At 72.6% G+C, this 20,641-nt stretch carries 16 protein-coding genes, 1 pseudogene and 1 riboswitch; of the genes and pseudogenes, 9 read left to right on the forward strand and 8 right to left on the reverse strand.

Annotation, left to right across the window (positions count from 1 at the left end; genetic code table 11):
- Positions 1–266 precede the first annotated feature (266 nt).
- Positions 267–899 (reverse strand): TetR/AcrR family transcriptional regulator, encoded by a 633-nt coding sequence (locus AN218_RS18665; RefSeq protein WP_070018030.1) that lies wholly within the window; start codon positions 897–899, stop codon positions 267–269.
- 195 nt (positions 900–1,094) lie between these two features.
- Between AN218_RS18665 and abc-f the strand changes: the two genes are divergently transcribed.
- Positions 1,095–2,819 (forward strand): ribosomal protection-like ABC-F family protein, encoded by a 1,725-nt coding sequence (gene abc-f, locus AN218_RS18670; RefSeq protein ID WP_070018031.1) that lies wholly within the window; start codon positions 1,095–1,097, stop codon positions 2,817–2,819.
- Complete coding sequence (locus tag AN218_RS18675; RefSeq protein ID WP_420855987.1) at positions 2,816–3,772, forward strand: Vgb family protein; 957 nt, start codon at positions 2,816–2,818, stop codon at positions 3,770–3,772. Before abc-f ends, AN218_RS18675 begins: the two co-directional genes overlap by 4 nt.
- Positions 3,773–3,974: 202 nt before the next feature.
- Here AN218_RS18675 and AN218_RS18680 read toward each other — a convergent pair whose 3' ends face one another.
- Positions 3,975–4,667, reverse strand: a complete 693-nt coding sequence (locus AN218_RS18680; protein ID WP_070018032.1) for a hypothetical protein — start codon at positions 4,665–4,667, stop codon at positions 3,975–3,977.
- A 111-nt stretch (positions 4,668–4,778) separates the two neighbouring features.
- On the opposite strand from AN218_RS18680, the gene AN218_RS18685 reads away from it, so the two are divergent.
- Positions 4,779–5,981, forward strand: coding sequence for an MFS transporter (locus AN218_RS18685; RefSeq protein WP_070018033.1), 1,203 nt, complete (start codon positions 4,779–4,781; stop codon positions 5,979–5,981).
- 64 nt (positions 5,982–6,045) lie between these two features.
- Here AN218_RS18685 and AN218_RS18690 read toward each other — a convergent pair whose 3' ends face one another.
- A complete protein-coding gene (locus tag AN218_RS18690; protein ID WP_079132323.1) occupies positions 6,046–7,464 on the reverse strand; it encodes an MFS transporter in 1,419 nt (472 codons plus the stop codon).
- Positions 7,465–7,705: 241 nt separating this feature from the next.
- On the opposite strand from AN218_RS18690, the gene AN218_RS18695 reads away from it, so the two are divergent.
- From AN218_RS18695 to secD, 3 genes are all read left to right on the forward strand, one after another.
- A complete protein-coding gene (locus AN218_RS18695; protein WP_070018034.1) occupies positions 7,706–8,491 on the forward strand; it encodes an IclR family transcriptional regulator in 786 nt (261 codons plus the stop codon).
- A gap of 181 nt (positions 8,492–8,672) precedes the next feature.
- Complete coding sequence (locus AN218_RS18700) at positions 8,673–9,167, forward strand: hypothetical protein (RefSeq protein WP_070018035.1); 495 nt, start codon at positions 8,673–8,675, stop codon at positions 9,165–9,167.
- Between the two features lie 297 nt (positions 9,168–9,464).
- On the forward strand, positions 9,465–11,852 hold the full coding sequence (secD, locus tag AN218_RS18705; RefSeq protein WP_070018036.1) for a protein translocase subunit SecD: 2,388 nt from the start codon (positions 9,465–9,467) through the stop codon (positions 11,850–11,852).
- Between the two features lie 179 nt (positions 11,853–12,031).
- Here the strand turns inward: secD and groL are convergent, their stop codons facing one another.
- From groL to thrC, 4 genes are all read right to left on the reverse strand, one after another.
- Complete coding sequence (gene groL / locus AN218_RS18710) at positions 12,032–13,660, reverse strand: chaperonin GroEL (RefSeq protein ID WP_070018037.1); 1,629 nt, start codon at positions 13,658–13,660, stop codon at positions 12,032–12,034.
- Positions 13,661–14,080: 420 nt separating this feature from the next.
- Positions 14,081–14,284 carry a cold-shock protein gene (locus AN218_RS18715; RefSeq protein WP_028429801.1) on the reverse strand — a complete coding sequence of 68 codons (204 nt, stop codon included), beginning with the start codon at positions 14,282–14,284 and terminating at the stop codon, positions 14,081–14,083.
- A 503-nt stretch (positions 14,285–14,787) separates the two neighbouring features.
- On the reverse strand, positions 14,788–15,066 hold the full coding sequence (locus AN218_RS18720) for a MoaD/ThiS family protein (protein ID WP_070018038.1): 279 nt from the start codon (positions 15,064–15,066) through the stop codon (positions 14,788–14,790).
- A complete protein-coding gene (thrC, locus tag AN218_RS18725; RefSeq protein ID WP_070018039.1) occupies positions 15,063–16,403 on the reverse strand; it encodes a threonine synthase in 1,341 nt (446 codons plus the stop codon). The genes AN218_RS18720 and thrC overlap by 4 nt, the downstream gene beginning before the upstream one ends.
- A gap of 19 nt (positions 16,404–16,422) precedes the next feature.
- Positions 16,423–16,574, reverse strand: a riboswitch (SAM riboswitch).
- Positions 16,575–16,718: 144 nt separating this feature from the next.
- Between thrC and AN218_RS18730 the strand changes: the two genes are divergently transcribed.
- The 3 genes and pseudogenes from AN218_RS18730 to AN218_RS34625 all read left to right on the forward strand — a co-directional run.
- Complete coding sequence (locus AN218_RS18730) at positions 16,719–17,756, forward strand: glucosyl-3-phosphoglycerate synthase (protein WP_070018040.1); 1,038 nt, start codon at positions 16,719–16,721, stop codon at positions 17,754–17,756.
- Between the two features lie 201 nt (positions 17,757–17,957).
- Positions 17,958–19,478, forward strand: coding sequence for an alpha,alpha-trehalose-phosphate synthase (UDP-forming) (locus AN218_RS18735; RefSeq protein ID WP_070018041.1), 1,521 nt, complete (start codon positions 17,958–17,960; stop codon positions 19,476–19,478).
- An 85-nt stretch (positions 19,479–19,563) separates the two neighbouring features.
- Positions 19,564–19,909 (forward strand): annotated as a pseudogene (locus AN218_RS34625) (class I SAM-dependent methyltransferase); the annotation flags it as partial.
- Positions 19,910–19,967: 58 nt separating this feature from the next.
- Here the strand turns inward: AN218_RS34625 and AN218_RS18745 are convergent.
- On the reverse strand, positions 19,968–20,641 hold a 674-nt coding region (locus tag AN218_RS18745), incomplete at its 5' end, for a trehalose-phosphatase (RefSeq protein ID WP_275936983.1).

Here is a 20,641-nt window from a genome sequence, read left to right on the forward strand (position 1 = left end):
CGGGGCCGGGCGGCGGGTCCGGACCGGGCAGGTCCGGCGGGCCGGACGAGGGCGACGGGGGTCCGGGGGACGAGCCCCGGCAGCCGGTCGGGGTGTGAACGGGGGCGGAGGTGGGCGCCGGCCGGTGACGGACGGCGGCTGACGGATGGCGGATGGCGGATGGCGGCTGACGGCTGACAGATATCCGGTGACGGGCGGCAGTTGACGGATGACCGCTGACGGCTAACAGATGACAGATTTCAAAATCTGTCATCCCGTCCCCGACGTCAGACGAACGCGCCCGCGCGGGCCGCCGCCAGTGCGGCGTCCGCGGCGCGTACCGCCGTCCCCTCGTCGACCGGCTCGCCCGAGATGAACAGCCGGTAGTAGAGGGGCGCGATCGCCGTACGGACGACCTCCTCGGCGTCTGTACCCTCCGGCAACTCCCCGCGCTCCACGGCCCGTTCGACCACGGGCGCCGCCTGGCGGTGCCGTCCCGCCAGGAAGCCGTGCAGGGCACGGGCGGTCTCCGCGTCGCGCACGGCGGCGGCGACGATCCCGCGGGAGACGGCCCCGTCCCGTGGGTCGTTGAAGTGCGCGGCGACCATCGTGGTCAACTCCCGCAGGTCGCCGCGTACTTCGCCGGTGTCCGGCACCGGCCACGGCTCGTCCGAGGCCAGGTCGAGCGCGTCGGCTGCCAGCCCGGCGGCGTTCCGCCAGCGGCGGTGGACGGTCGCCCGGTGCACGCCCGCACGGGAGGCCACACCCTCGACGGTCAGCCCGTCGAAGCCGTGCTGTGCCAACTCCTCCAGCGTGGCCTGCCGTACGGCCTCCCGCGTACGGGCCGTACGGCCGCCGGGACGCGAGCGTCCGGGCTCGGCGCCCGAGGCTCCCTGCCGTGCATGCGCGCCGTACGTCACGTCCGCTCCCGTAAAACGCTTTGCGCCGTCGGATCTCCTGTGCCAGGCTCGCCACACTAACGCAACACTGTCGCATTTGGATCCCGGACCTCCGAGGGAGCGCAGCAGCCATGGACCGAGCGGACCGAGCCCGGGTGCCGTACAGCGCCCCGGCGCACTCGTCCCGCCCGCCGCGCCCACCGGAGGTCCACCGCCGTGTCCGCCCAACTCACGCTCAGGAACGTCACGAAGTCCTATGCGGGACGCACCGTCCTCGACGGCGTCTCCCTCACGGTCCGGCCCGGCGAACATGTGGCCGTCATCGGTGACAACGGCTCCGGCAAGTCCACGCTGCTGCGCCTGATCTCGGGCGAGGAGCAGTCGGACGAGGGCACCGTGACGGTCGCCGCCCCGCCCGGCCCGTACGGCGGCGGCATCGGCCACCTCGGTCAGACCCCCGTGCCGCCCTCCTCCCGCACCGTCCGCGAGACCCTCGACGAGGCGCTCGCCGGCCTCCGCGCCCTCGAACGCCGCCTGCGCGAACTGGAGTCGGGCCTCACCGAGGAGCGGATGGCCGAGTACGGCGACCTGCTCACCGCGTACGAGGCACGCGACGGCTACGCGGCCGACTCCCGTACGGACAGGGCGCTGCAAGCCCTCGGCCTGGGCGCGGTCGACCGCGGCAGAGCGCTCCGAACCCTCTCCGGCGGCGAGCGCGCCCGCCTCGGACTCGCCTGTCTGCTGGCCTCGGCGCCGCGCCTCATGCTGCTCGACGAACCCGCCAACCACCTTGACGAGCAGGCCCTGACCTGGCTGGAGGGCCAACTGCGCGCCCACCGCGGCACGGTGGTGACCGTCACGCACGACCGGATGTTCCTCGACCGCGTCGCGGGCACGATCGTGGAGGTCGCCGACGGACGCGTCACCCGCCACGGAGGCGGCTACCGCGCCTACTTGAGGGAGCGGGCAGCGGCGCGGCAGCGCCATGAGCAGGCGTACGAGGAGTGGCGGCGGGCCGTCGCGGAGACCGAGCGCCGCGCCGCGACCACCGCCCGCCGGGTCGCACCCGGACGCGGCATGAAGGACGGCAACAAGCTGGCGTACGACCGCGACGCGGGCCGTGTGCAGAGCAGCGTCGCGGGCCGCGTACGGCAGGCACGGGAACGGCTGCGCCGTCTGCACCGCGACGCGGTGCCGAAGCCGCCCCGACTGCTCGCGTTCGGCGGGGAGTTCGAGGCCGGACCGCGGACGGACCCGGACGCGGACGAGGAGGCGCGGGCGGGTACGGCGTCGCTGTACGGCGTACGGGTCGGCGACCGCCTCCACGTACCGGAGTTGCACATCGGCCGCGGGCAGCGGCTGCTCGTACGGGGTCCGAACGGTGCGGGCAAGTCGACGCTGCTGCATGTGCTCGCGGGCACCCTGCGCCCCGACGGCGGCACGGTGCGGCGCCACGGCCGCGTCGGTCTGCTGCCGCAGGACCCTCCCGCCGCGCGGGCCGCGAACGGCGGCGTCGGCCAAGTCCGCTCGCTGCTCGCGGAGTTCGCCTCCGGCCTGCCGGGGACGCCCGAGGAGCACCGCGAACACCTGCTGTCGCTGGGGCTGTTCGCCCCTGACGCGCTCGATGTACCGGTCGGGCGGCTGTCGGTGGGACAGCGGCAGCGGCTCGCGCTCGCCAGGCTGCTCACCCGGCGCACCGATCTGCTGCTGCTCGACGAGCCGACGAACCACCTCTCTCCCACGCTGGTCGAGGAGTTGGAGGAGGCGCTGGAGCGCTACCGCGGCGCCCTCGTCGTGGTCTCCCACGACCGCACGCTCGCACGTCGCTTCCGCGGTACGCGTGTTCATATGCGCAAGGGACGCCCGGAGCCCGGCCGCTCACGCCCCGTACCGCTGGCAGTGGATCCCGCCGACGTACAGAAGGAAGGTGAACTCCCGTGACGGAAAAGCTCGTTGTGGAGATCGTCCCGCTCGGGGCCGGAGACGGAGACGGAGACGGGGACGAGTACGGGGATCCGGGCCCGGGCGCGGGCGCGGGTCCGTACGGCATCACCGCCGGACCGGACGGCGCGCTCTGGTTCACGCTCGTCCATGCGGGCGTGATCGGCCGACTGGCGCTTCCGGCACGGCAGTTCGGCTACGTCCCGCTGGACGCCCCGGGCAGCGGCCCGACCGTCATCACGCCGGGACCGGACGGCGCCCTCTGGTTCTGCCGCACGCACGACCACCGCATCGGCCGCGTCACGGTCGACGGGGACACCCGTGAATTCGCCCTGGGCGGCGGGGAGTCGGGCCCGTACGGCATCACGGCGGGACCCGACGGCGCGCTGTGGTTCACCGAGACCACGGCGAACACGATCGGCCGCATCACCGTCACCGGAGAGGTGACCCGCTTCCCGCTGCCCGTGCCCGGCGCCTTCCCGTCGGCGATCACGGCGGGCGCGGACGGTGCGCTGTGGTGCACGCTCAACCAGGCGAACGCTCTCGCCCGCGTCACCACCGCGGGCGAGATCACCACTTTCCCGCTGCCGACGGAGGGCGCGGCGCCGGTCGGCATCGCCGCGCAACCGGACGGGGACGCCGTGTGGTTCGCGGAGATCGGCGCGGGCGCCGTCGGACGGATCGACGCCTCCGGCGGAATCGACGAGTTCGCCCTGCCCGACCCGGCCGCACGCCCGCACGCGGTGGCCGTCGACGCGGCCGGCGCCTGCTGTCTCACGGAGTGGGGCGCCAACCGCCTCGCCCGCCTCACCCCGGACGGCACCCTCCTGGAAGCCCCGCTCCCGGCCCCCGCCGCCGAACCCCACGGCCTCACCCTGGGCCCCGACGGCGCGGTCTGGGCGGCGCTGGAGACGGGAGCGCTAGCCCGCGTCACGGTCTCCGACCAGGACTGACATCACACGATGGCGTGAACGGAAGGGACGGGCCGACCGGCCGGAGCCCGAACCTCATGCTGGTACGCGCCGAAGCCGTGGCGAACATGGCCCACACAACGCCGCCCCGCCGAACTCCCGCTCCCCGTACGCCACTTCGCAAAGCGCCCGCACCCGTCGACGCGTCACGAGCCCCGCGCCGCGTTCCCCCTCGTACGCCGCGTCACGGCGCCGTGTTCCCCTTCGTATGGCGGCGTCCGGGGAGCAACGAGCCCCGCAGGGCGCCGTCGTGGGTCAGCGGGCGTTCCGCGCGCGGGGTGCGGGCGGCGCGCGCTGCCGCGCCGCGCTGCGGCCCGTGCGGCTGTTCCGTCGCCAACGCGTCGAAGAACGCCCGGGCTTGGAGCATCGCCTCACGCATCTCCTCCGTACCGGCGGCGGTGCCGCTCGGTGCCGCCGCACCGCTCGTCGCGGCCGCGTGCAGCCTGCGGTAGCCGCCGAGGTGCTGCGGGTGGTGCACGGAGAGCGCGTCGAGGTGCTCCTCGCGGCGTTCCGGGCCGGGGAAGCCGCGGGCCTGCGCGAGGCCGCCGAGGAGTTCGTGCACCTCGGCGAGGGCCTGCCGGGGCGAGTCGACGAAGCGTTCCTGAGCGGACGTCCAGCGGCTCAGATACTGCTCGCGCACCTCCGGCGGCAGCGGATGCGGGGTGAACGAGCCGTACGTACGCACCCGTTGGGCGAGTTCGCGCTCGGCGGCCCGGGTGTCGCCGGCGTGCCGGGTGACCGCACGGTCGTACTCGGGCCCGAAGCGCCGCCGGAGACCGCCACGGGCGGCGCCGCCCCTGCCCAGGCCCGTGTAGAGCACGCCTGCGACGACGACGGCGACGGTCACTGCCAGAACGATGACGAGAACTGCGGACATGGCTTCCCACCCCGGGACTTCGGCTCGTTGCGGTCGGTTCGCGCACGGGTAGCCGCGCCGTTCGAACGCAAACGCCGCGACGCCGGGACCGGTGCGGCGGATCATGGCCCCATGAGGCCGACTTCCCGCCCCGCGGCGTTCTGGCTCGTGGCAGCCGCCTTCACGGTGACGATGCTGGGCACCACGCTGCCCACGCCGCTGTACGGCATCTACCAGGTCGAACTGCGCTTCTCCACGCTGATGGTGACCGTCGTCTTCGCGACGTACGCCGCCGGAGTGCTCGCCGCGCTGCTGCTCACCGGACATGTCTCGGACGAAGTCGGGCGCCGCCGGGCCCTGTTGCCGGGTCTCGCGCTGTCGATGCTCAGCTCGGTCGTCTTCCTGGTCGCGCACGATCTGGCGCTGCTGTTCGTCGGACGGCTGCTGTCCGGCCTCTCCGCGGGCGTCGTCACCGGTACCGCGACCGCCGCCCTCGTCGACCTCGCCGGGAGACGCAACACCGGCCGCGGCAGCCTCGTCGCGACGGTGGTGCAGATGGGCGGACTGGGCGTCGGGCCGTTGCTGGCCGGTGCGCTGTCCGAGTCCGCGCCGGCGGCGCTGCGTCTTCCGTACGCCGTCCATCTGGGGCTGCTCGTCTTGGTGACGGCCGGTGTGTGGCGCATCCCGGAGCCGGTGGAGGGCGCGACGGGACGGCTGCGGCTGCGGGTGACGCGGCCGACGATTCCGCAGGAGATGCGCGGCACGTTCACACGGGCGGCCATCGCGGGGTTCGCGGGCTTCGCCGTGCTGGGTCTCTTCACGGCCGTATCGCCCGCGTTCCTCTCGGAGTTGCTGAACGTCACGAGTCTCGCGCTCGAAGGGGGCGTCATCTTCGCGGTGTTCGCGGCGTCGGCGGCCGGGCAGATCCTGCTGGTGCCGTGGCTGGGACGGGCCTCGCTGCCGCTCGGCTGCGCGGGGCTCGTCGCCGGAATGCTGCTGCTGACGGCCGGGTTCGCGATGCGCTCGTTCCAACTCCTCGTCGCCGGGGGCCTGGTGGCGGGTCTCGGGCAGGGCCTGAGCTTCCGCGCCGGGCTCTCGGCCGTCAACGCGGAGGCGCCCGCCGAGCATCGCGCGGAGGTGGCCTCCACGTTCTTCGTCGTGCTGTACGTCGCGCTGTCGCTGCCCGTGATCGGCGTGGGGCTGGCCGCCGATCTGTTCGGACTGCGGGCCGCGGGCATCGCCTTCGGGCTGCTCGTGGCGGCGCTCGCCGGGTCGGTGCTGGCGGCGCTGCTGCGCGCCCGTACGTCCCGTACCCGGGCCTCGCGTACGTCATGACGCCTGCGCCGTACGGCAGTTGAGGCGGCGGGGCGACATGGGTGAGGGCCGGGCTGCCCGGCCCTCACCGTCCTCCCGGGGCCGCCGGTGCGTGGTCCTCCAGGCCGACGTCGGTCTGCCGCGACTCCTTCGAGTACAGGAACGCCGCCAGCGACACCACCGCCGTCGCCGCCATGAACGCGGCCACGAGCCAGGGGTCGCCGTCCGCGTACCCGAGCAGCGCCGCCGCGACGAACGGCGAGAATCCCGCGAGCGCGGCGCCCGTCTCACGCGAGGCCGCGAAGCCCGTGTAGCGCACGCGCGCCCCGAACAGCTCGGCGTAGAAGACGGGTTGGACGGCGATCATCGGCGCCAGCCCCAGCGCGGTGGCCACGATCAGCGCCAGCCAGATGACGACGGGCACGCCCGTGTCCAGCAGGACGAAGAAGGGGTAGGCGAACAGGCCCGTGAAGACCACGCTGAACAAATTCAGCGGCCTGCGCCCGATCCGGTCCGACAGCGCCCCGTACACCGGCTGCAACGCGATCACGACGAGCCCGAAGGAGATCACCCCGGTCAGCGCGACCCACTTGGGCTGTCCGACCTGTGTGGTCAGATACGACACGGAGAACGTCGCGTAGATGTAGACCACCGACGTGTCGCAGATGTGCGCGCCGACCCCCACCAGGAAGCTGCGCGGATAGCGGCGCAGCGCCTCGCGCACCGGCAGCCGCACCACGGTCTGCTTCTCCTGCATCCGCCGGAAGACGGGCGATTCGGCGACGCGCAGCCGCAGATAGAGCGAGACGGCGATCAGCACGAAGCTGATCAGGAACGGCAGCCGCCAGCCCCAGCTCTGGATGCTCTCGCGCGGAAGCAGCCCGACGAGCAGGAAGACGACGGTCCCCAGCACGAGCCCCGCCTGCACCCCCGTCTGCGCGAACGAGGCGTAGAAACCCCGCCGTTCGGCCGGTGCGTGCTCGGCGAGCAGTGTCGACGCACCGCCGAACTCGGCGCCCGCGCCCAGCCCTTGGCACACCCGCAGCAGTGTGAGCAGCACCGGGGCGGCGACGCCGATCGAGGCGTACGGAGGCAGCAGCCCGATGAGGCCCGTGGAGAGGCCCATGACCAGTGTGGTCACCACGAGCGTGGAGCGTCTGCCGATACGGTCGCCGAGCGCTCCGAAGAGGAAGCCGCCGACGGGACGGAAGACGAAGCCGACACCGAAGGTCGCCAGGCCGATCAGGGTGCCGGCCGCCGGGTCGTCCTGGACGAAGAACAGGTCGTTGAAGACGAGCACGACCGCCGTGCCGTAGATGAAGAAGTCGTACCACTCGAGCGCGGTGCCGACGACGGACGCCGTGACCACGCGCCGCAGTTCGGGGTCGGTACGGACGGTCCGGTGCCGGTCCCGGTCCGCAACCGGGTCCGGCCGCGGAGCCGTCGGAGCCGTCGGGCTCGTGGGGGTCGTCGGGTTGGTGCGGGGTGGTGGTTCCTCGGACATCGCCGTCTCGATTCATCCGTCCCTGCCGCCTGCGCCCCCGGCCTGCCACCGGCACACACCGGCCGCCCGACAAGCCGTACGTTTTGCCTGACGAAACACTGTTCCAGAAACCGACCCGGGTGCCGGAATGCTGCCACAGCCCCCGGAGGCTGTGAACCCGCCGCGCAGCGGCCGAAGTCCGTACGCCCGGGGCCGAAAAGCGCCCGGCGACGAGGCTGCACGGGCTGCATAGACTGGGCCGATGGCCAGCGAGCGGCACCGTACGGCGGCGGACAAGACACTCGACGTGCTGGAAGCGCTGGCCGAACACCGCAGCGTCGCCGCCCTCTCCGAGGCCACGTCGCTGCCCAAGCCCACCGTCCACCGCATCCTCCAGACCCTCGTGGAACGCGGCTTCGCCCGCTCCCTCGGCCGCGGCAGCTACGCCAGCGGCCCCCGCGTCCTCACCCTCGTCGGCAGCCACCGGCACGAGGGCGACCTGCCCGACCAGGCCCGTCCCGTACTGGAGGAGCTGCGCGAAGAGACGGACTGGACGGTCCACTTCGCCCTGCTCAGCGGCGACGAAGCGGTCTACGCCGCCAAGCTGGAGGCGGACCGGCCCTACCGGCTGGCCTCCCGCGTCGGCATGAGCCTGGCGCTGCACTCCACGTCCGTGGGCAAGTCCGTGCTCGCGACGCTGCCCGACGAATCCGTCCGCGCGCTGCTCAAGCGCACCGGCATGCCCGCCCGTACGGACCGTACGCACACCGAGCCCGCGACACTGCTCGCCGAACTGGCCGCCGTGCGCGAACGCGGCTACGCGGAGGACCGCGAGGAGAACGAGGCGGGCGTCGTCGCCGTGGGCGCCCCCGTCCTGGACCACTCGGGCGCGGCCGTCGGCGGCATGAGCGCGGTGACCCTGAGCAGCTTCCCGGACGAGGAGGACCTCGCCCGGTGCGGGCGTGCCGTCGCCACGGCGGCCGGACGCTTCTCGCTCACGCTGGGCGCACCGCCGCACCGCAGCGGTCTCGCGCCACGCGAGGACTGAGACGGCGGGGCCGCTGCGGACGGGTTCGCCACGGGCTCGCGGGGCCGCCGGTACGGGCGGGCGCCGTGACCCGACGGGCGTGCACCGCAGGCGTGTTGATGGCCCCGCGGATCTGGGGCAGGGTGGAGGCGTCCGCGCCGCACGGCCCGGCACGCCGCGAGGTGCGGAAGACGAGGAGGGCATGGTGGCAGGCCGCGTACGCAGCGCAGCGCCGCAGCACGGCTCCCCGTATGGCTCCGGCCTTCCATACGGCTCCCGCTCCCCGTCCGGCTCCGGCCTTCCATACGGCTCCCGCTTCCCGTACGGACGTCGGGGCGCACGTCCCCTGCCGGGCTTCCCGCTCGCCGTCCTGCTGGCCCTGCTGCTCGCCCTGTTCGGCGGCTCGGGCGCCCTCGCACAGCAGCCGGAGGCCCACGGTGCCGCCGCTCAGAGCCAGTCCGCCGGGGGCGCGTACGAGCAGGCTCCGGCGCAGCATCTCGACGCGGCGCTCGCCCACCCCGCGCACGCCGCCACCCACGCTCCTCTCCCGCTCGCTCCCGCCGTCGGGAAGTACGAGCAGGAGCCACGGCACAGCGTCGTCCTGCCGCGCCGCCCGGCGCTCTCCGCGGCGCATCTCACGCACCGCTCGCCGCGGCACGGCCGCGCTCCCCCGGCCGTACAGGCACCCCAGCTCTGACCGAACCGGCACCCGTCGTCCGGAGATCCGGCATGTCTCGTACGGGATGAGGCGCACGATGTCTCGCCCGTGACGAGGCGCGCTCCGCGGCGCACTCCGTCGTGGCGCGCCCGGCGGCTCGGCCGGCCCCGCACGCCCACGCGGCCACGCGGCCTCGCCCAAGTGGCCACGCCCACGCGGCGCGTGGAGCCGGGCGCGCGCGCCGTCGAGCGTCCGCCCTCCGGCACGCACCGGTGCCCTCGTCCTCATCGCCGCCGCCCCTCCCGGGGCCCGGTGTGCCTGTGCAGGAGGCAACCCATGACTCGCGCCAACAAGGTGCGGGCGGTGATCGCGCTCGCCGTCACGGCCGTCGCCGCGATCCTCGCCGTATTCCAACCACCCCGTCTCGGCATCGACTTGCGCGGCGGAACACAGATCGTCCTGGAGTCCCGCGACTCCGCCACAGCCAAAGCGACGCCGTCCGCGACGGACGACACGATGGAGGTACTGCGGCAGCGCGTCGACGCACTCGGGGTCGCCGAACCGGGCCTCGTACGCTCCGGAGACAACCGCATCATCGTCGAACTCCCCGGCCTCCAGGACCCGCGCCAGGCCGCGGAAGTCCTCGGCCGCACCGCCCAGCTCACCTTCCACCCCGTCGAGGGCGCTCCGCAGCGGCCGTCCGACGCGCAGGAGAAGACCGGCGAGGGCCCGGAGGAGAAGGTCCCGCGCACCGACGAGTCCGGACGCCCCGTACGCCTGGGCGGCACCGCCATGACGGGCGAGGAGGTGAAGTCGGCCCGCGCGACGATGGATCCGGAACGCGGCACCGGCTGGTTCATCGACGTCGCCTTCCGCGACAAGGGCGAGGAGAAGTGGGCCGGTCTGACGGGCGACGCCGCCTGCTCCCCGGCCGGCGATCCGAAGCGGCGGGTGGCGATCGTCCTCGACAAGAAGGTCATCTCCTCGCCGCAGGTCGACCCGTCCGTCGGCTGCGGACGCGGCATCGCGGGCGGCAACACCCAGATCACCGACGACTTCACGGAGGAGAAGGCCAAGGAGCTGGCGACGCTGATCGAGGGCGGCGCGCTGCCCGTCCCTGTCGAGGTGATCGAGCACCACACCGTCGGGCCGACGCTGGGCGCCGAGGCGATCGAGGCGAGCGGCTGGGCCGCGGCGATCGGCGTCCTGCTCACCTCCGGCTTCATCATCGTCGTCTACCGGCTGCTCGGCGCACTCACGGCCGTCGGCCTGCTGTGCTACGGGCTGATCTCGTACGCCGCGCTGGTGGCCTTCGGCGCGACCCTGACCCTGCCGGGGCTGGCCGGTTTCGTGCTGGCGATCGGCATGGCCGTGGACGCCAACGTCCTCGTCTTCGAACGGGCCCGCGAGGAGTACCTCGGCGTACGCGGCAGAAGTCTGCGCCTCGCGACGGCCAAGGGGTTCCGGGGCGCGTTCGGCGCGATCATCGACTCCAACGTGACCACGCTGCTGGCCGCCCTGCTGCTCTTCACCCTCTCCTCGGGCCCGGTGCGCGGCTTCGGCGTCACACTCTCCATCGGTGTGCTGGCCTCGATGGTCAGCGCGCTCGTCGTCACCAGGGCGCTGGTGGACTTCGCCGTCAACCGCCGCTCCGTACGCGCCCGTCCGCAGATCACGGGCCTCGCGGGACTGGGACGGGTACGGACCCTGCTGACGGAACGCAGGCCCGACTGGATGCGGCACGGACGCCGGTGGCTCGCGGTCTCGTCCCTGGCCGTCCTCCTCGCCGTCGGCGGAATCGTGCTGCGCGGCCTGGACTTCGGCGTCGAGTTCACCGGGGGCCGGCTCGTGGAGTACGCGACGAGCCGCACCGTCGATCCGGAAGCGGCACGCTCGGCGCTCGCGGACGCCGGGATGCCGGACACCGTCGTCCAGAACTCCGGCGGCGACGGCGCGGACGGTGACGACGGCAACCGCCTCACGGTGCGCTCCGAGGAGCTGACCGGGGAGCAGGAGCAGACGGTCCGCTCGACGCTGGAGGACCTCGGCGGCGACACCGAGAAGGTGCGCGACGAACTGTTCGGGCCGAGCCTCGGCGAGGAACTGCGGCAGCACGCCCTGATCGCGCTCGCCGTCGCCCTCGGCGCCCAACTGATCTATCTGGCCTTCCGCTTCAGGTGGACGTTCGGTGCCTCGGCGGTGATCTCGCTCGTCCATGACGCGGTGATCGTCGTCGGCGCCTTCGCCTGGCTGGGCAGGCCGGTCGACGGGGTGTTCCTGGCGGCGCTGCTGACCGTCATCGGCTACTCGGTCAACGACTCCGTCGTGATCTTCGACAGGGTCCGCTCCGAACGCCGGGACGGAAAGAAGGGGCCCTTCCGTACGGTGGTGAACAACGCGGTCGTCCAGACCGTGCCGCGCACCCTCAACACCGGCATGGGCGCCCTGTTCATCATCGCCGCCCTCGCGGTGCTGGGCGGGGACTCGCTCGGCGACTTCGCGCTCGCGCTGCTCATCGGCATCGCGGTCGGCTCGTACTCGTCGCTGTTCGTGGGCGCACCGCTCGCCATCGAACTGGAGGCCCGTACGTCCGCGACGTCCACACCGCGCCGCCCGCGCCGCGGCGGAACAGGCCGCGGCGGACCGGAGGCCGGAGCGGAGCAGGGCCGCGCGAAGCGGACGAAGACGCGGCGCTCCGCGTACGACAACGGGGCACGCGTGTAAGGGAGTACGGCGAGGCGCACACCGGCGACGCGGACACCGCCGCACCGCACGGCACCACGCCGTGGCCGCGCCGCACCGCCGGTGCCCCGCACACGCCGAGGGCGGCACCCCCGCGCAGGGGATGCCGCCCTCGGTCCGTCTCCGTGCCGGGAGGCAACGGGCTTCCGACCGCTGTGCGATCAGAAGTCCATGCCACCGCCCATGCCACCGGTCGGGTCGCCGCCACCGGCGGCGGCCTTCTCCGGCTTGTCGGCGATGACGGCCTCCGTCGTCAGGAAGAGCGCGGCGATGGACGCGGCGTTCTGCAGCGCCGAACGCGTCACCTTCGCCGGGTCGTTGATGCCCTCGGCGAGCATGTCGACGTACTCGCCCGTGGCCGCGTTGAGACCGTGGCCCGGCTTCAGGTTGCGCACCTTCTCCGTCACGACGCCGCCCTCGAGGCCGGCGTTGACCGCGATCTGCTTGAGCGGCGCCTCCAGCGCGAGCTTGACGGCCTGCGCGCCCGTCGCCTCGTCGCCGTCCAGCTCCAGCTTCTCGAAGACGCTGGACGCCTGGAGCAGAGCCACGCCACCACCGGCGACGATGCCCTCCTCGACGGCGGCCTTGGCGTTGCGCACCGCGTCCTCGATGCGGTGCTTGCGCTCCTTCAGCTCGACCTCGGTGGCGGCACCGGCCTTGATGACGGCCACGCCGCCGGCCAGCTTCGCCAGACGCTCCTGGAGCTTCTCGCGGTCGTAGTCCGAGTCGGAGTTGTCGATCTCGGCGCGGATCTGCGCCACGCGGCCGGCGACCTGGTCGCTCTCGCCCGCGCCGTCGACGATCGTGGTCTCGTCCTTGGTGATGACGACCTTGCGGGCGCGGCCCAGCAGCTCCAGACCGGCGTTCTCCAGCTTGAGGCCGACCTCCTCGGAGATGACGGTGCCACCGGTGAGGATGGCGATGTCGCCGAGCATGGCCTTACGGCGGTCACCGAAACCGGGAGCCTTGACGGCCACGGACTTGAAGGTGCCGCGGATCTTGTTCACGACGAGCGTGGACAGCGCCTCGCCCTCGACGTCCTCGGCGATGATCAGCAGCGGCTTGCCCGACTGCATGACCTTCTCCAGCAGCGGAAGGAGGTCCTTCACGTTGCCGACCTTGGAGTTGACGATGAGGATGTACGGGTCCTCGAGCTCCGCCTCCATGCGCTCCATGTCGGTGGCGAAGTACGCGGAGATGTAGCCCTTGTCGAAGCGCATGCCCTCGGTGAGCTCCAGCTCCAGCCCGAAGGTCTGCGACTCCTCGACGGTGATGACGCCTTCCTTGCCGACCTTGTCCATCGCCTCGGCGATGAGCTCGCCGATCTGCGGGTCGCCGGCGGAGATGGAGGCCGTGGAGGCGATCTGCTCCTTGGTCTCGACGTCCTTGGCCTGCTCCAGCAGGGCGGCGGAGACGGCCTCGGTGGCCCGCTCGATGCCGCGCTTGAGAGCCATCGGGTTGGCGCCGGCGGCTACGTTGCGCAGGCCCTCCCGTACGAGCGCCTGGGCCAGGACGGTCGCGGTCGTCGTGCCGTCACCGGCGACGTCGTCCGTCTTCTTCGCGACCTCCTTGACGAGCTCGGCGCCGATCTTCTCGTACTCGCCCTCGAGCTCGATCTCCTTGGCGATGGAGACACCGTCGTTGGTGATCGTGGGGGCGCCCCACTTCTTCTCCAGCACGACGTTGCGGCCCTTGGGGCCGAGCGTGACCTTGACGGCGTCGGCGAGCTGGTTCATCCCGCGCTCGAGGCCGCGCCGCGCCTCCTCGTCGAACGCGATGATCTTGGCCATGTGAAGTGGTCCCTCCCGGACTGGGGATCCCCCTGCACAACCAGGGGACGGCAATACCGGACCGCGCTGGCGCCCGCGACGGACGACCCGGAAGCCGCGTGGTTCCTTGCTCCACCCGGCGAACGAGCCTCACCGACCCGGTCCTTGACTGTCACTCTCACTCGGAGAGTGCTAACGCAATGATTAGCACTCGACCCCTGCGAGTGCAAGCGCCCCCAGGACATCACACGGGACCGGACGGTACGCAAGCGCGTGCTTCCGGGGCCGCGGCAGGCCCGCCCCACGCACCGGCACCGGCACCCGCACCCGCACCCGCACCCGCACAGCGGGAACAGCGCGGACAGCACAGAGGGGCCGTACTCCTTCACGGAGTACGGCCCCTCGTACGGCTGTTGTAGTTCTGCGCAGTGCTGCGGGTGCTCAGGCAGTCACACGGACCATGTCCGCCTGCGGCCCCTTCTGACCCTGCGAGATCTCGAACTCGACCCGCTGTCCTTCGTCCAGGGTGCGGTAGCCGTCCATCTGAATCGCGCTGTAGTGGACGAATACGTCCGCACCACCGTCGACCGCGATGAAGCCGTATCCCTTCTCCGCGTTGAACCACTTGACGGTGCCCTGAGCCATCCCTAACTCCCCTATTACTGGCCCTTACGCGAGCCCGCACTTCACGAACCCGGGTCAGACCTCACCTCCGGGAGAGCCCCCGCAGACAGGCGGATGCGGACCCGGAAGGCGTCGACCGCGGCTGAATGTATCTGTACGGACGCCCTCTGCAACAGGTCACGAAGACGAGAAATCTGAGCACCACTCGAAGGCCCAAAAGCCCGCAATCCCCGTACAAGCGGGGCAAGCGCGGCCGGGCATAGGGCACCAACACGACAATTGCCGCCCCGAATTCGGGCGCAACTTGTCGCGTTCTCATATGCACCCGGCACGTGCCGGGTGGAGCACTGGGGTGGGAGGTGCGGCAACCCTATCGCGTCCCCACACGCGGAACCGCCCCCTCCGCTTCGCTCTGGCGAGCGCGGAGAGAGCGGTTCGACCGTAGGGGGACCGACGGCAGGAGCGAGCGGCCTTCACCGACCTCTCACGAGACCTCAGCAGGCCCGAGACCTCCTGAGACTCCGTCAGCAGCCGCCCGCCACCGCGGGGATGATGGAGACTCCGGCGCCGTCCGGGGTCGGCGTCTCGAGGCCCTGCTCGAAGCGGACGTCGTCGTCGTTGACGTAGACGTTGACGAAGCGGCGCAACTTGCCCGCGTCATCCAGCACGCGCGGGCCGATGCCCGTGTGGTTGCGCTCCAGATCGGCCAGCACCTCGGAGAGTGTCGCGCCCTCGGCGCTCACCTCGGCCTGCCCGCCGGTGTAGGTACGCAGGATCGTCGGGATGCGGACGTTCACGCTCATGATGCGAGACCAGCCTCTCGGAAGGAGTCCAGGGTGGGTCGGATGACGGCGGTCGGACCGGTGGTGGGAGCCACCGCGTCCAGGGTCTTCAGACCGTCGCCCGTGTTGAGGACGACGGTGGTGAGGGACGGGTCGAGCCGCCCCTCCTCGATCAGCTTCTTCGTGACGCCGACGGTCACGCCGCCCGCGGTCTCGGCGAAGATGCCCTCGGTCCTCGCCAGCAGCTTGATCGCCTCGACGATCCGCGGATCGTCGACGTCCTCCACCGCGCCGCCCGTACGGCGCGCGATGTCCAGCACGTACGGGCCGTCGGCCGGGTTGCCGATGGCCAGCGACTTGGCGATGGTCTCCGGGCGCACCGGGCGTACGACGTCGTGCCCGTCCTTGAAGGCGCGGGAGACCGGGGAGCAGCCCTCCGCCTGCGCGCCGAAGATCTTGTACGGCCTGTCCTCGACCAGGCCCAGCGAGATCAGCTCCTTGAGCCCCTTGTCGATCTTCGTGAGCTGGGAGCCGGAGGCGATGGGCACGACGAGCTGGTCCGGCAGCCGCCAGCCGAGCTGTTCGCAGATCTCGTACGCGAGGGTCTTGGAGCCCTCGGCGTAGTACGGGCGAAGGTTGACGTTCACGAAGCCCCAGCCCTCGCCGGCGGGGTCGCCGATCAGCTCGGAGCAGAAACGGTTCACGTCGTCGTAGTTGCCCTCGATGCCCACGAGTTCGCCGCCGTAGACGGCCGCCATGACGACCTTGCCCTGCTCCAGGTCGTGCGGGATGAACACGCACGAGCGCAGTCCCGCGCGGGCCGCGGCGGCGCCGACGGCGCCCGCGAGGTTGCCCGTCGAGGAGCAGGAGAGGGTGGTGAAGCCGAAGGCGCGCGCAGCCTCGACGGCTATCGCGACGACGCGGTCCTTGAAGGAGTGCGTCGGGTTGCCGGAGTCGTCCTTGATGTGCAGGGAGCCGGTGACGCCGAGTTCGTGCGCGAGCCGGTCGGCACGGACGAGCTTGGTGAAACCGGGGTTGATGTTGGGCTTCGTGGCGACGTCGGCGGGGACGGGCAGCAGCGGCGCGTACCGCCAGATGTTGTCCGGTCCCGCCTCGATGCGCTCACGCAGCGCCGTGGGGCCGCCGCCGGGGAACTCGTACGCGATCTCCAGCGGCCCGAAACACGCCTCGCAGGCGAAGACGGGGCCCAGCGGGATGCGTTCGCCGCACTCGCGGCAGGAGAGCGCGGCGGCGGGGCCGAGCGCGACGGATCCGGAACCGGACGGTGCCGCCCGACCGGTCCCGTCCCCGGGTGCGGCGGTGGTGCCGGCGGCAGCGTGAGCAGCTTGAACAGCCATGATGCGGCGAGGCCCTCTCTCCTCATCTTCCCCGTGACGTATCTCGCCACGAGACGGAATTGGCACCTTCCCGAGCCGGGAGCCTCGCGATGTCACGTCGCTTCGTGCGAGACCGGCTGGAGGGTTGCCGGGGCTTCAACGGGCCGTTCCCTCTGCCCCTCTGGATGAGCGGTGTGAAGTTGTGACGCAGAGCCGCGGCGCTCCGGGACGGACCCGGCATGCGTGCGCCTTCCGCGTTGTTCAAGACTGTAACCGACAGGCTTGACCATGGAGACAGGCGTCCGTACCGCGAGATGGATCACAGGGAGGGGCCGCGTGCTGGAGGAAGTCGGGCAGTGGCTGGAGCGCCGGTCCTTCTCGTGCGCCGACCGTCCCATGGCGTCGCTGCTGGCGGCGAAGCGGGCCTCGGGCACACGGGTCAGCGTCGTCCTGCCCGCGCTGAACGAGGAGCGGACGGTCGGCGGGATCGTCTCGGTGATCCGGCGCGAGCTGATGGCGGGAGGGGAGGCGACCGGTCCGGCGGCGGGTCCCGCGTCCGGCCGTGCGGCGGCTTACGGACCGGCGGGTTCCGCGTCCCGTGACGCGCTCGTGGACGAGCTGGTGGTGCTGGACTCCGGTTCCACGGACCGTACGGCCGAGACCGCGGCCCGCGCGGGGGCGCGCGTCGTGCACCGCGACGAGGTGCTGCCGCGGCTGCCCGCGCTGCCCGGCAAGGGCGAGGTGCTGTGGCGTTCGCTGCTGGTGACGCGCGGCGACGTCGTCTGCTTCGTCGACGCCGACCTGGAGGACTTCTCCGCCGACTTCGTCTCCGGCGTCGTCGGACCGCTGCTGACCGACCCGCGGCTGCGGCTGGTCAAGGCGATGTACGACCGGCCGCTCGGCGACGATCCGGCGGGCGGCGGACGTGTGACGGAACTCGTCGCCCGCCCGCTGCTCAACCTCCACTGGCCGCAGCTCGCGGGCTTCGTACAGCCCCTCGGCGGCGAGTACGCGGCCCGCCGCTCGCTGCTGGAACAGCTTCCCTTCCCCGTCGGCTACGGCGTCGAACTGGGCCTGCTCGTCGATGCGTTGCACACCGCCGGGCTGGACGCGCTGGCACAGGTCGACGTCGGCGTACGGCGCCACCGGCACCAGAGCGGCCAGGCGCTGGGCCGCATGGCGGCGGCGATCCAGCACACGGCCCAGCTCCGCATGGCCCGCGGCGGCAGCCGGCTGGTGCGCCCGACGCTTACCCAGTTCGAGCGCGTCGCCGCCGCGCCGGGCGGCTTCGCGCCCCGCAGCCATGTGATCGACACGGTGGAACGGCCGCCGATGCGCGAGATCGAGGAGTACGCGGAGCGGCGGGCGGCGTAGCGGGGTCCCGGCTTGAGCCCGGGCGGCGGCGCGCCAACTGCGGTCGGCCGTACGGGAGTTGCGTGACGGATGACGGGATACGCGTCCGCCGGCGCCTCGGCGCACCGGAATCCGTGCGCTGCTCCCGCCCGGCCGTGCGGCGCGTCCGGGGCGCGAGGCGCGTCACGTTTGCCCGGATCGCGGCGTGGCTAAGCTCGGGCCATGGTCGTCGAACGCTCATCCCAGCAGGGCCTGGCGGACGTACTGGTCGCCTCGAACCGGGGGCCCGTCTCCTACTCCGTCGGCGACGACGGCTCGCTCTCCGCCAAGCGCGGCGGCGGCGGTCTCGTCTCCGGACTCTCCGCGATCGCCGCCGACGGAGCGGGCGGCGACGGCGACCGTGACGGCGGCGGTGCCGTCTGGGTGTGCGCCGCCCTCGGCAAGGGCGACCGGGAGGCCGTACGGCGCTCGGGCGGCAAGCTGGACCCGGCCGACACCGGTGGCCAGTCCGTACGGATGCTGGACATCCCCGAGGAGACCTTCGCCGACGCCTACAACGGCATCGCCAACTCCGTGCTCTGGTTCGTCCACCACATGCTCTACCAGACGCCGCTGGAGCCTTCCTTCGACGCGGAGTTCGAGCGGCAGTGGGCGTCGTACGAGCGCTACAACGCGGCCTTCGCGGACGCCCTCGCCGAGGAGGCCGCCGAGGGCGCGACCGTCCTCGTGCAGGACTACCACCTGACGCTGGTGCCGGGACTGCTCCGCGAGCGCCGCCCCGATCTGCGCGTGGGGCACTTCTCGCACACCCCGTGGGCACCGCCGGACTACTACCGGATGCTGCCGGACGCCGTCGCACGGCAGGTGCTGCGCGGCATCCTCGGCGCCGACCGCGCCGCGTTCCTCACCCGCCGCTGGGCGCGCGGCTTCGCGGACTGCTGCGCGGCGGTGCTCGGCGCCTCGGTCGCGGAGGACGAGCGCACCGGCGAAGCGGTGGTGACCTGCGAGGGCCGTACGACACGGCTCGGCGTCCACGGGCTGGGCGCGGACGGGGAGTTCCTGCGCGAGCGCGCCGGACGCGAGGACGTCGAGGAGCGGATCGCCATACTGCGCGGCGAGATCGGCAGCGACGCGGACGACCGCCCACGCCGCGCGATCGTGCGGGTCGACCGCACCGAGCTGTCGAAGAACATCGTGCGCGGACTGCACGCGTACGCACGCCTGCTCGCCGACCGCCCCGAGTGGCGCGGACGCGTCGTCCATCTCGCGCTCGCCTACCCCTCGAGGCAGGACCTGGCGGTCTACCGCGACTACATGAGCGAGGTCTCGCGCGTCGCCGACGAGATCAACTCCACGTACGGGACGGAGGGTTGGACCCCGGTCGTGCTCTTCCTCAAGGACGACTTCGCACGCTCGCTGGCCGCGTACCGGCTGGCCGACGTGGCGCTCGTCAACCCGATCCGCGACGGCATGAACCTCGTCGCCAAGGAGGTCCCGGTCGTCTCCGACGACGGCTGCGCGCTGGTCCTCTCACGGGAGGCGGGCGCGCATGAGGAGCTGGGCCCGTACGCCTTCGTCGTCAACCCGTACGACATCGGGGACACGGCGCGTGCCCTGCACGAGGCACTGTCGATGGACCACGGCCCGCGCGCTGAGCACACCGCCCGCCTGGCGTCGGCGGCCACCGCGACACCTCCGACGCGCTGGTTCCTCGACCAACTCGCGGCGCTGCGCGAGGGGTGACCGGCGGTGGGCACCGCGGGCGCCCGCCCCGCGGTCCGTCCGGTACGCGGTCCGTCCGGTACGCGGTCCGTCCGGTACGCGGTCCGTCCGGTACGCCGGGCACGGACCCGTCGCCGATCTGGGCTGCGGTCCGGGTCAACTGACCGCGCAGCTACGGGAGTCGGGGCTGGACGTCTTCGGCGTCGACCAGTCGCCGGCGATGATCGAGTACGCCCGCGGGGCCTTTCCGGACCTGCGGTTCGAGGTCGGCTCGATGGACGCGCTGGACCTGCCCGACGGGACGCTCAGCGGCGTCCTGTCCTGGTACTCCGTCATCCACGCACCGCCGCGGGTTCACCGAGGTCGGGCGGATGCTGCGCGAGCCGGTGGACGGCGAACGGTACCGCCGGGGGCATCTGCTGATGACGCGTGCGGACGGGACCGCCGGCTGACCGCCGCCGCCCGACCGCATCGGCGGACCGTCCCAAGTCACCTCAGCCGGGCGCCCGTTCAGGCCCGCGCGTCCGTATCGAGCTGGTCCGCCAGGGCGTTCAGCAGGGCGACGAGGCCGGACGGGCCGTCGACCACGACGTCCGCGCGGTCGGCGATCTCCGGCACCGTTTCGCCCGTCTCGCCGCCGCCGCTGCACACCAGGACGCCGGGGACGCCCTCGTCGCGCAGCTTCTCGACCGCCGCGAAGGCGGCGAGGTCGCCGAGGTCGTCGCCCGCGTAGAGGACGGCGTTCGCGCCCGCCCCCCGCAGATGCGCGGTCAGCGCCGCGCCCTTGTCGATGCCCGGCGGGCGCAACTCCAGGACCATGCGGCCCGGTTCGACGACGAGGCCGTGGCGTTCGGCGAGTGCGCACAGCGGGGTGCGCAGCAGCTCGAAGGCGGCGGACGGGTCGTCCGTACGGCGGGTGTGGACGGCGACGGCGCGGCCCTTGTCCTCCGTCCAGGTGCCGGCCGGCGCGCCCAAGTCGGCGAGGAGGGCGGGCAGTTCGGACCGTACGGCGGCGACTCCGGGAGGCGGCGGGGCCGCGCTCATCTCGCCGGTGCGTGCGTCCCAGCGCTCCGCGCCGTACGCGCCGAGCACGGTGAGGTGCTCCAGTCCCTCCGCGCCCGACAGGCCGCCCTGGCGTACGGCCGCGTCGGCGGGCCGGCCGGTGACGACGGCCACCGCGGCCA

The organism is Streptomyces nanshensis (assembly GCF_001751255.1).
In the GTDB taxonomy this organism is placed as follows: domain Bacteria; phylum Actinomycetota; class Actinomycetes; order Streptomycetales; family Streptomycetaceae; genus Streptomyces; species Streptomyces nanshensis_A.

What these genes read in the sequence shown, in the direction of transcription:
- AN218_RS18680 (WP_070018032.1), bottom strand. Translation starts at nt 4,667, where the DNA reads ATGTCCGCAGTTCTCGTCATCGTTCTGGCAGTGACCGTCGCCGTCGTC.
- AN218_RS18685 (WP_070018033.1), top strand. Translation starts at nt 4,779, where the DNA reads ATGAGGCCGACTTCCCGCCCCGCGGCGTTCTGGCTCGTGGCAGCCGCC.
- AN218_RS18690 (WP_079132323.1), bottom strand. Translation starts at nt 7,464, where the DNA reads ATGTCCGAGGAACCACCACCCCGCACCAACCCGACGACCCCCACGAGC.
- AN218_RS18695 (WP_070018034.1), top strand. Translation starts at nt 7,706, where the DNA reads ATGGCCAGCGAGCGGCACCGTACGGCGGCGGACAAGACACTCGACGTG.
- AN218_RS18700 (WP_070018035.1), top strand. Translation starts at nt 8,673, where the DNA reads ATGGTGGCAGGCCGCGTACGCAGCGCAGCGCCGCAGCACGGCTCCCCG.
- secD (WP_070018036.1), top strand. Translation starts at nt 9,465, where the DNA reads ATGACTCGCGCCAACAAGGTGCGGGCGGTGATCGCGCTCGCCGTCACG.
- groL (WP_070018037.1), bottom strand. Translation starts at nt 13,660, where the DNA reads ATGGCCAAGATCATCGCGTTCGACGAGGAGGCGCGGCGCGGCCTCGAG.
- AN218_RS18715 (WP_028429801.1), bottom strand. Translation starts at nt 14,284, where the DNA reads ATGGCTCAGGGCACCGTCAAGTGGTTCAACGCGGAGAAGGGATACGGC.
- AN218_RS18720 (WP_070018038.1), bottom strand. Translation starts at nt 15,066, where the DNA reads ATGAGCGTGAACGTCCGCATCCCGACGATCCTGCGTACCTACACCGGC.
- thrC (WP_070018039.1), bottom strand. Translation starts at nt 16,403, where the DNA reads ATGGCTGTTCAAGCTGCTCACGCTGCCGCCGGCACCACCGCCGCACCC.
- AN218_RS18735 (WP_070018041.1), top strand. Translation starts at nt 17,958, where the DNA reads ATGGTCGTCGAACGCTCATCCCAGCAGGGCCTGGCGGACGTACTGGTC.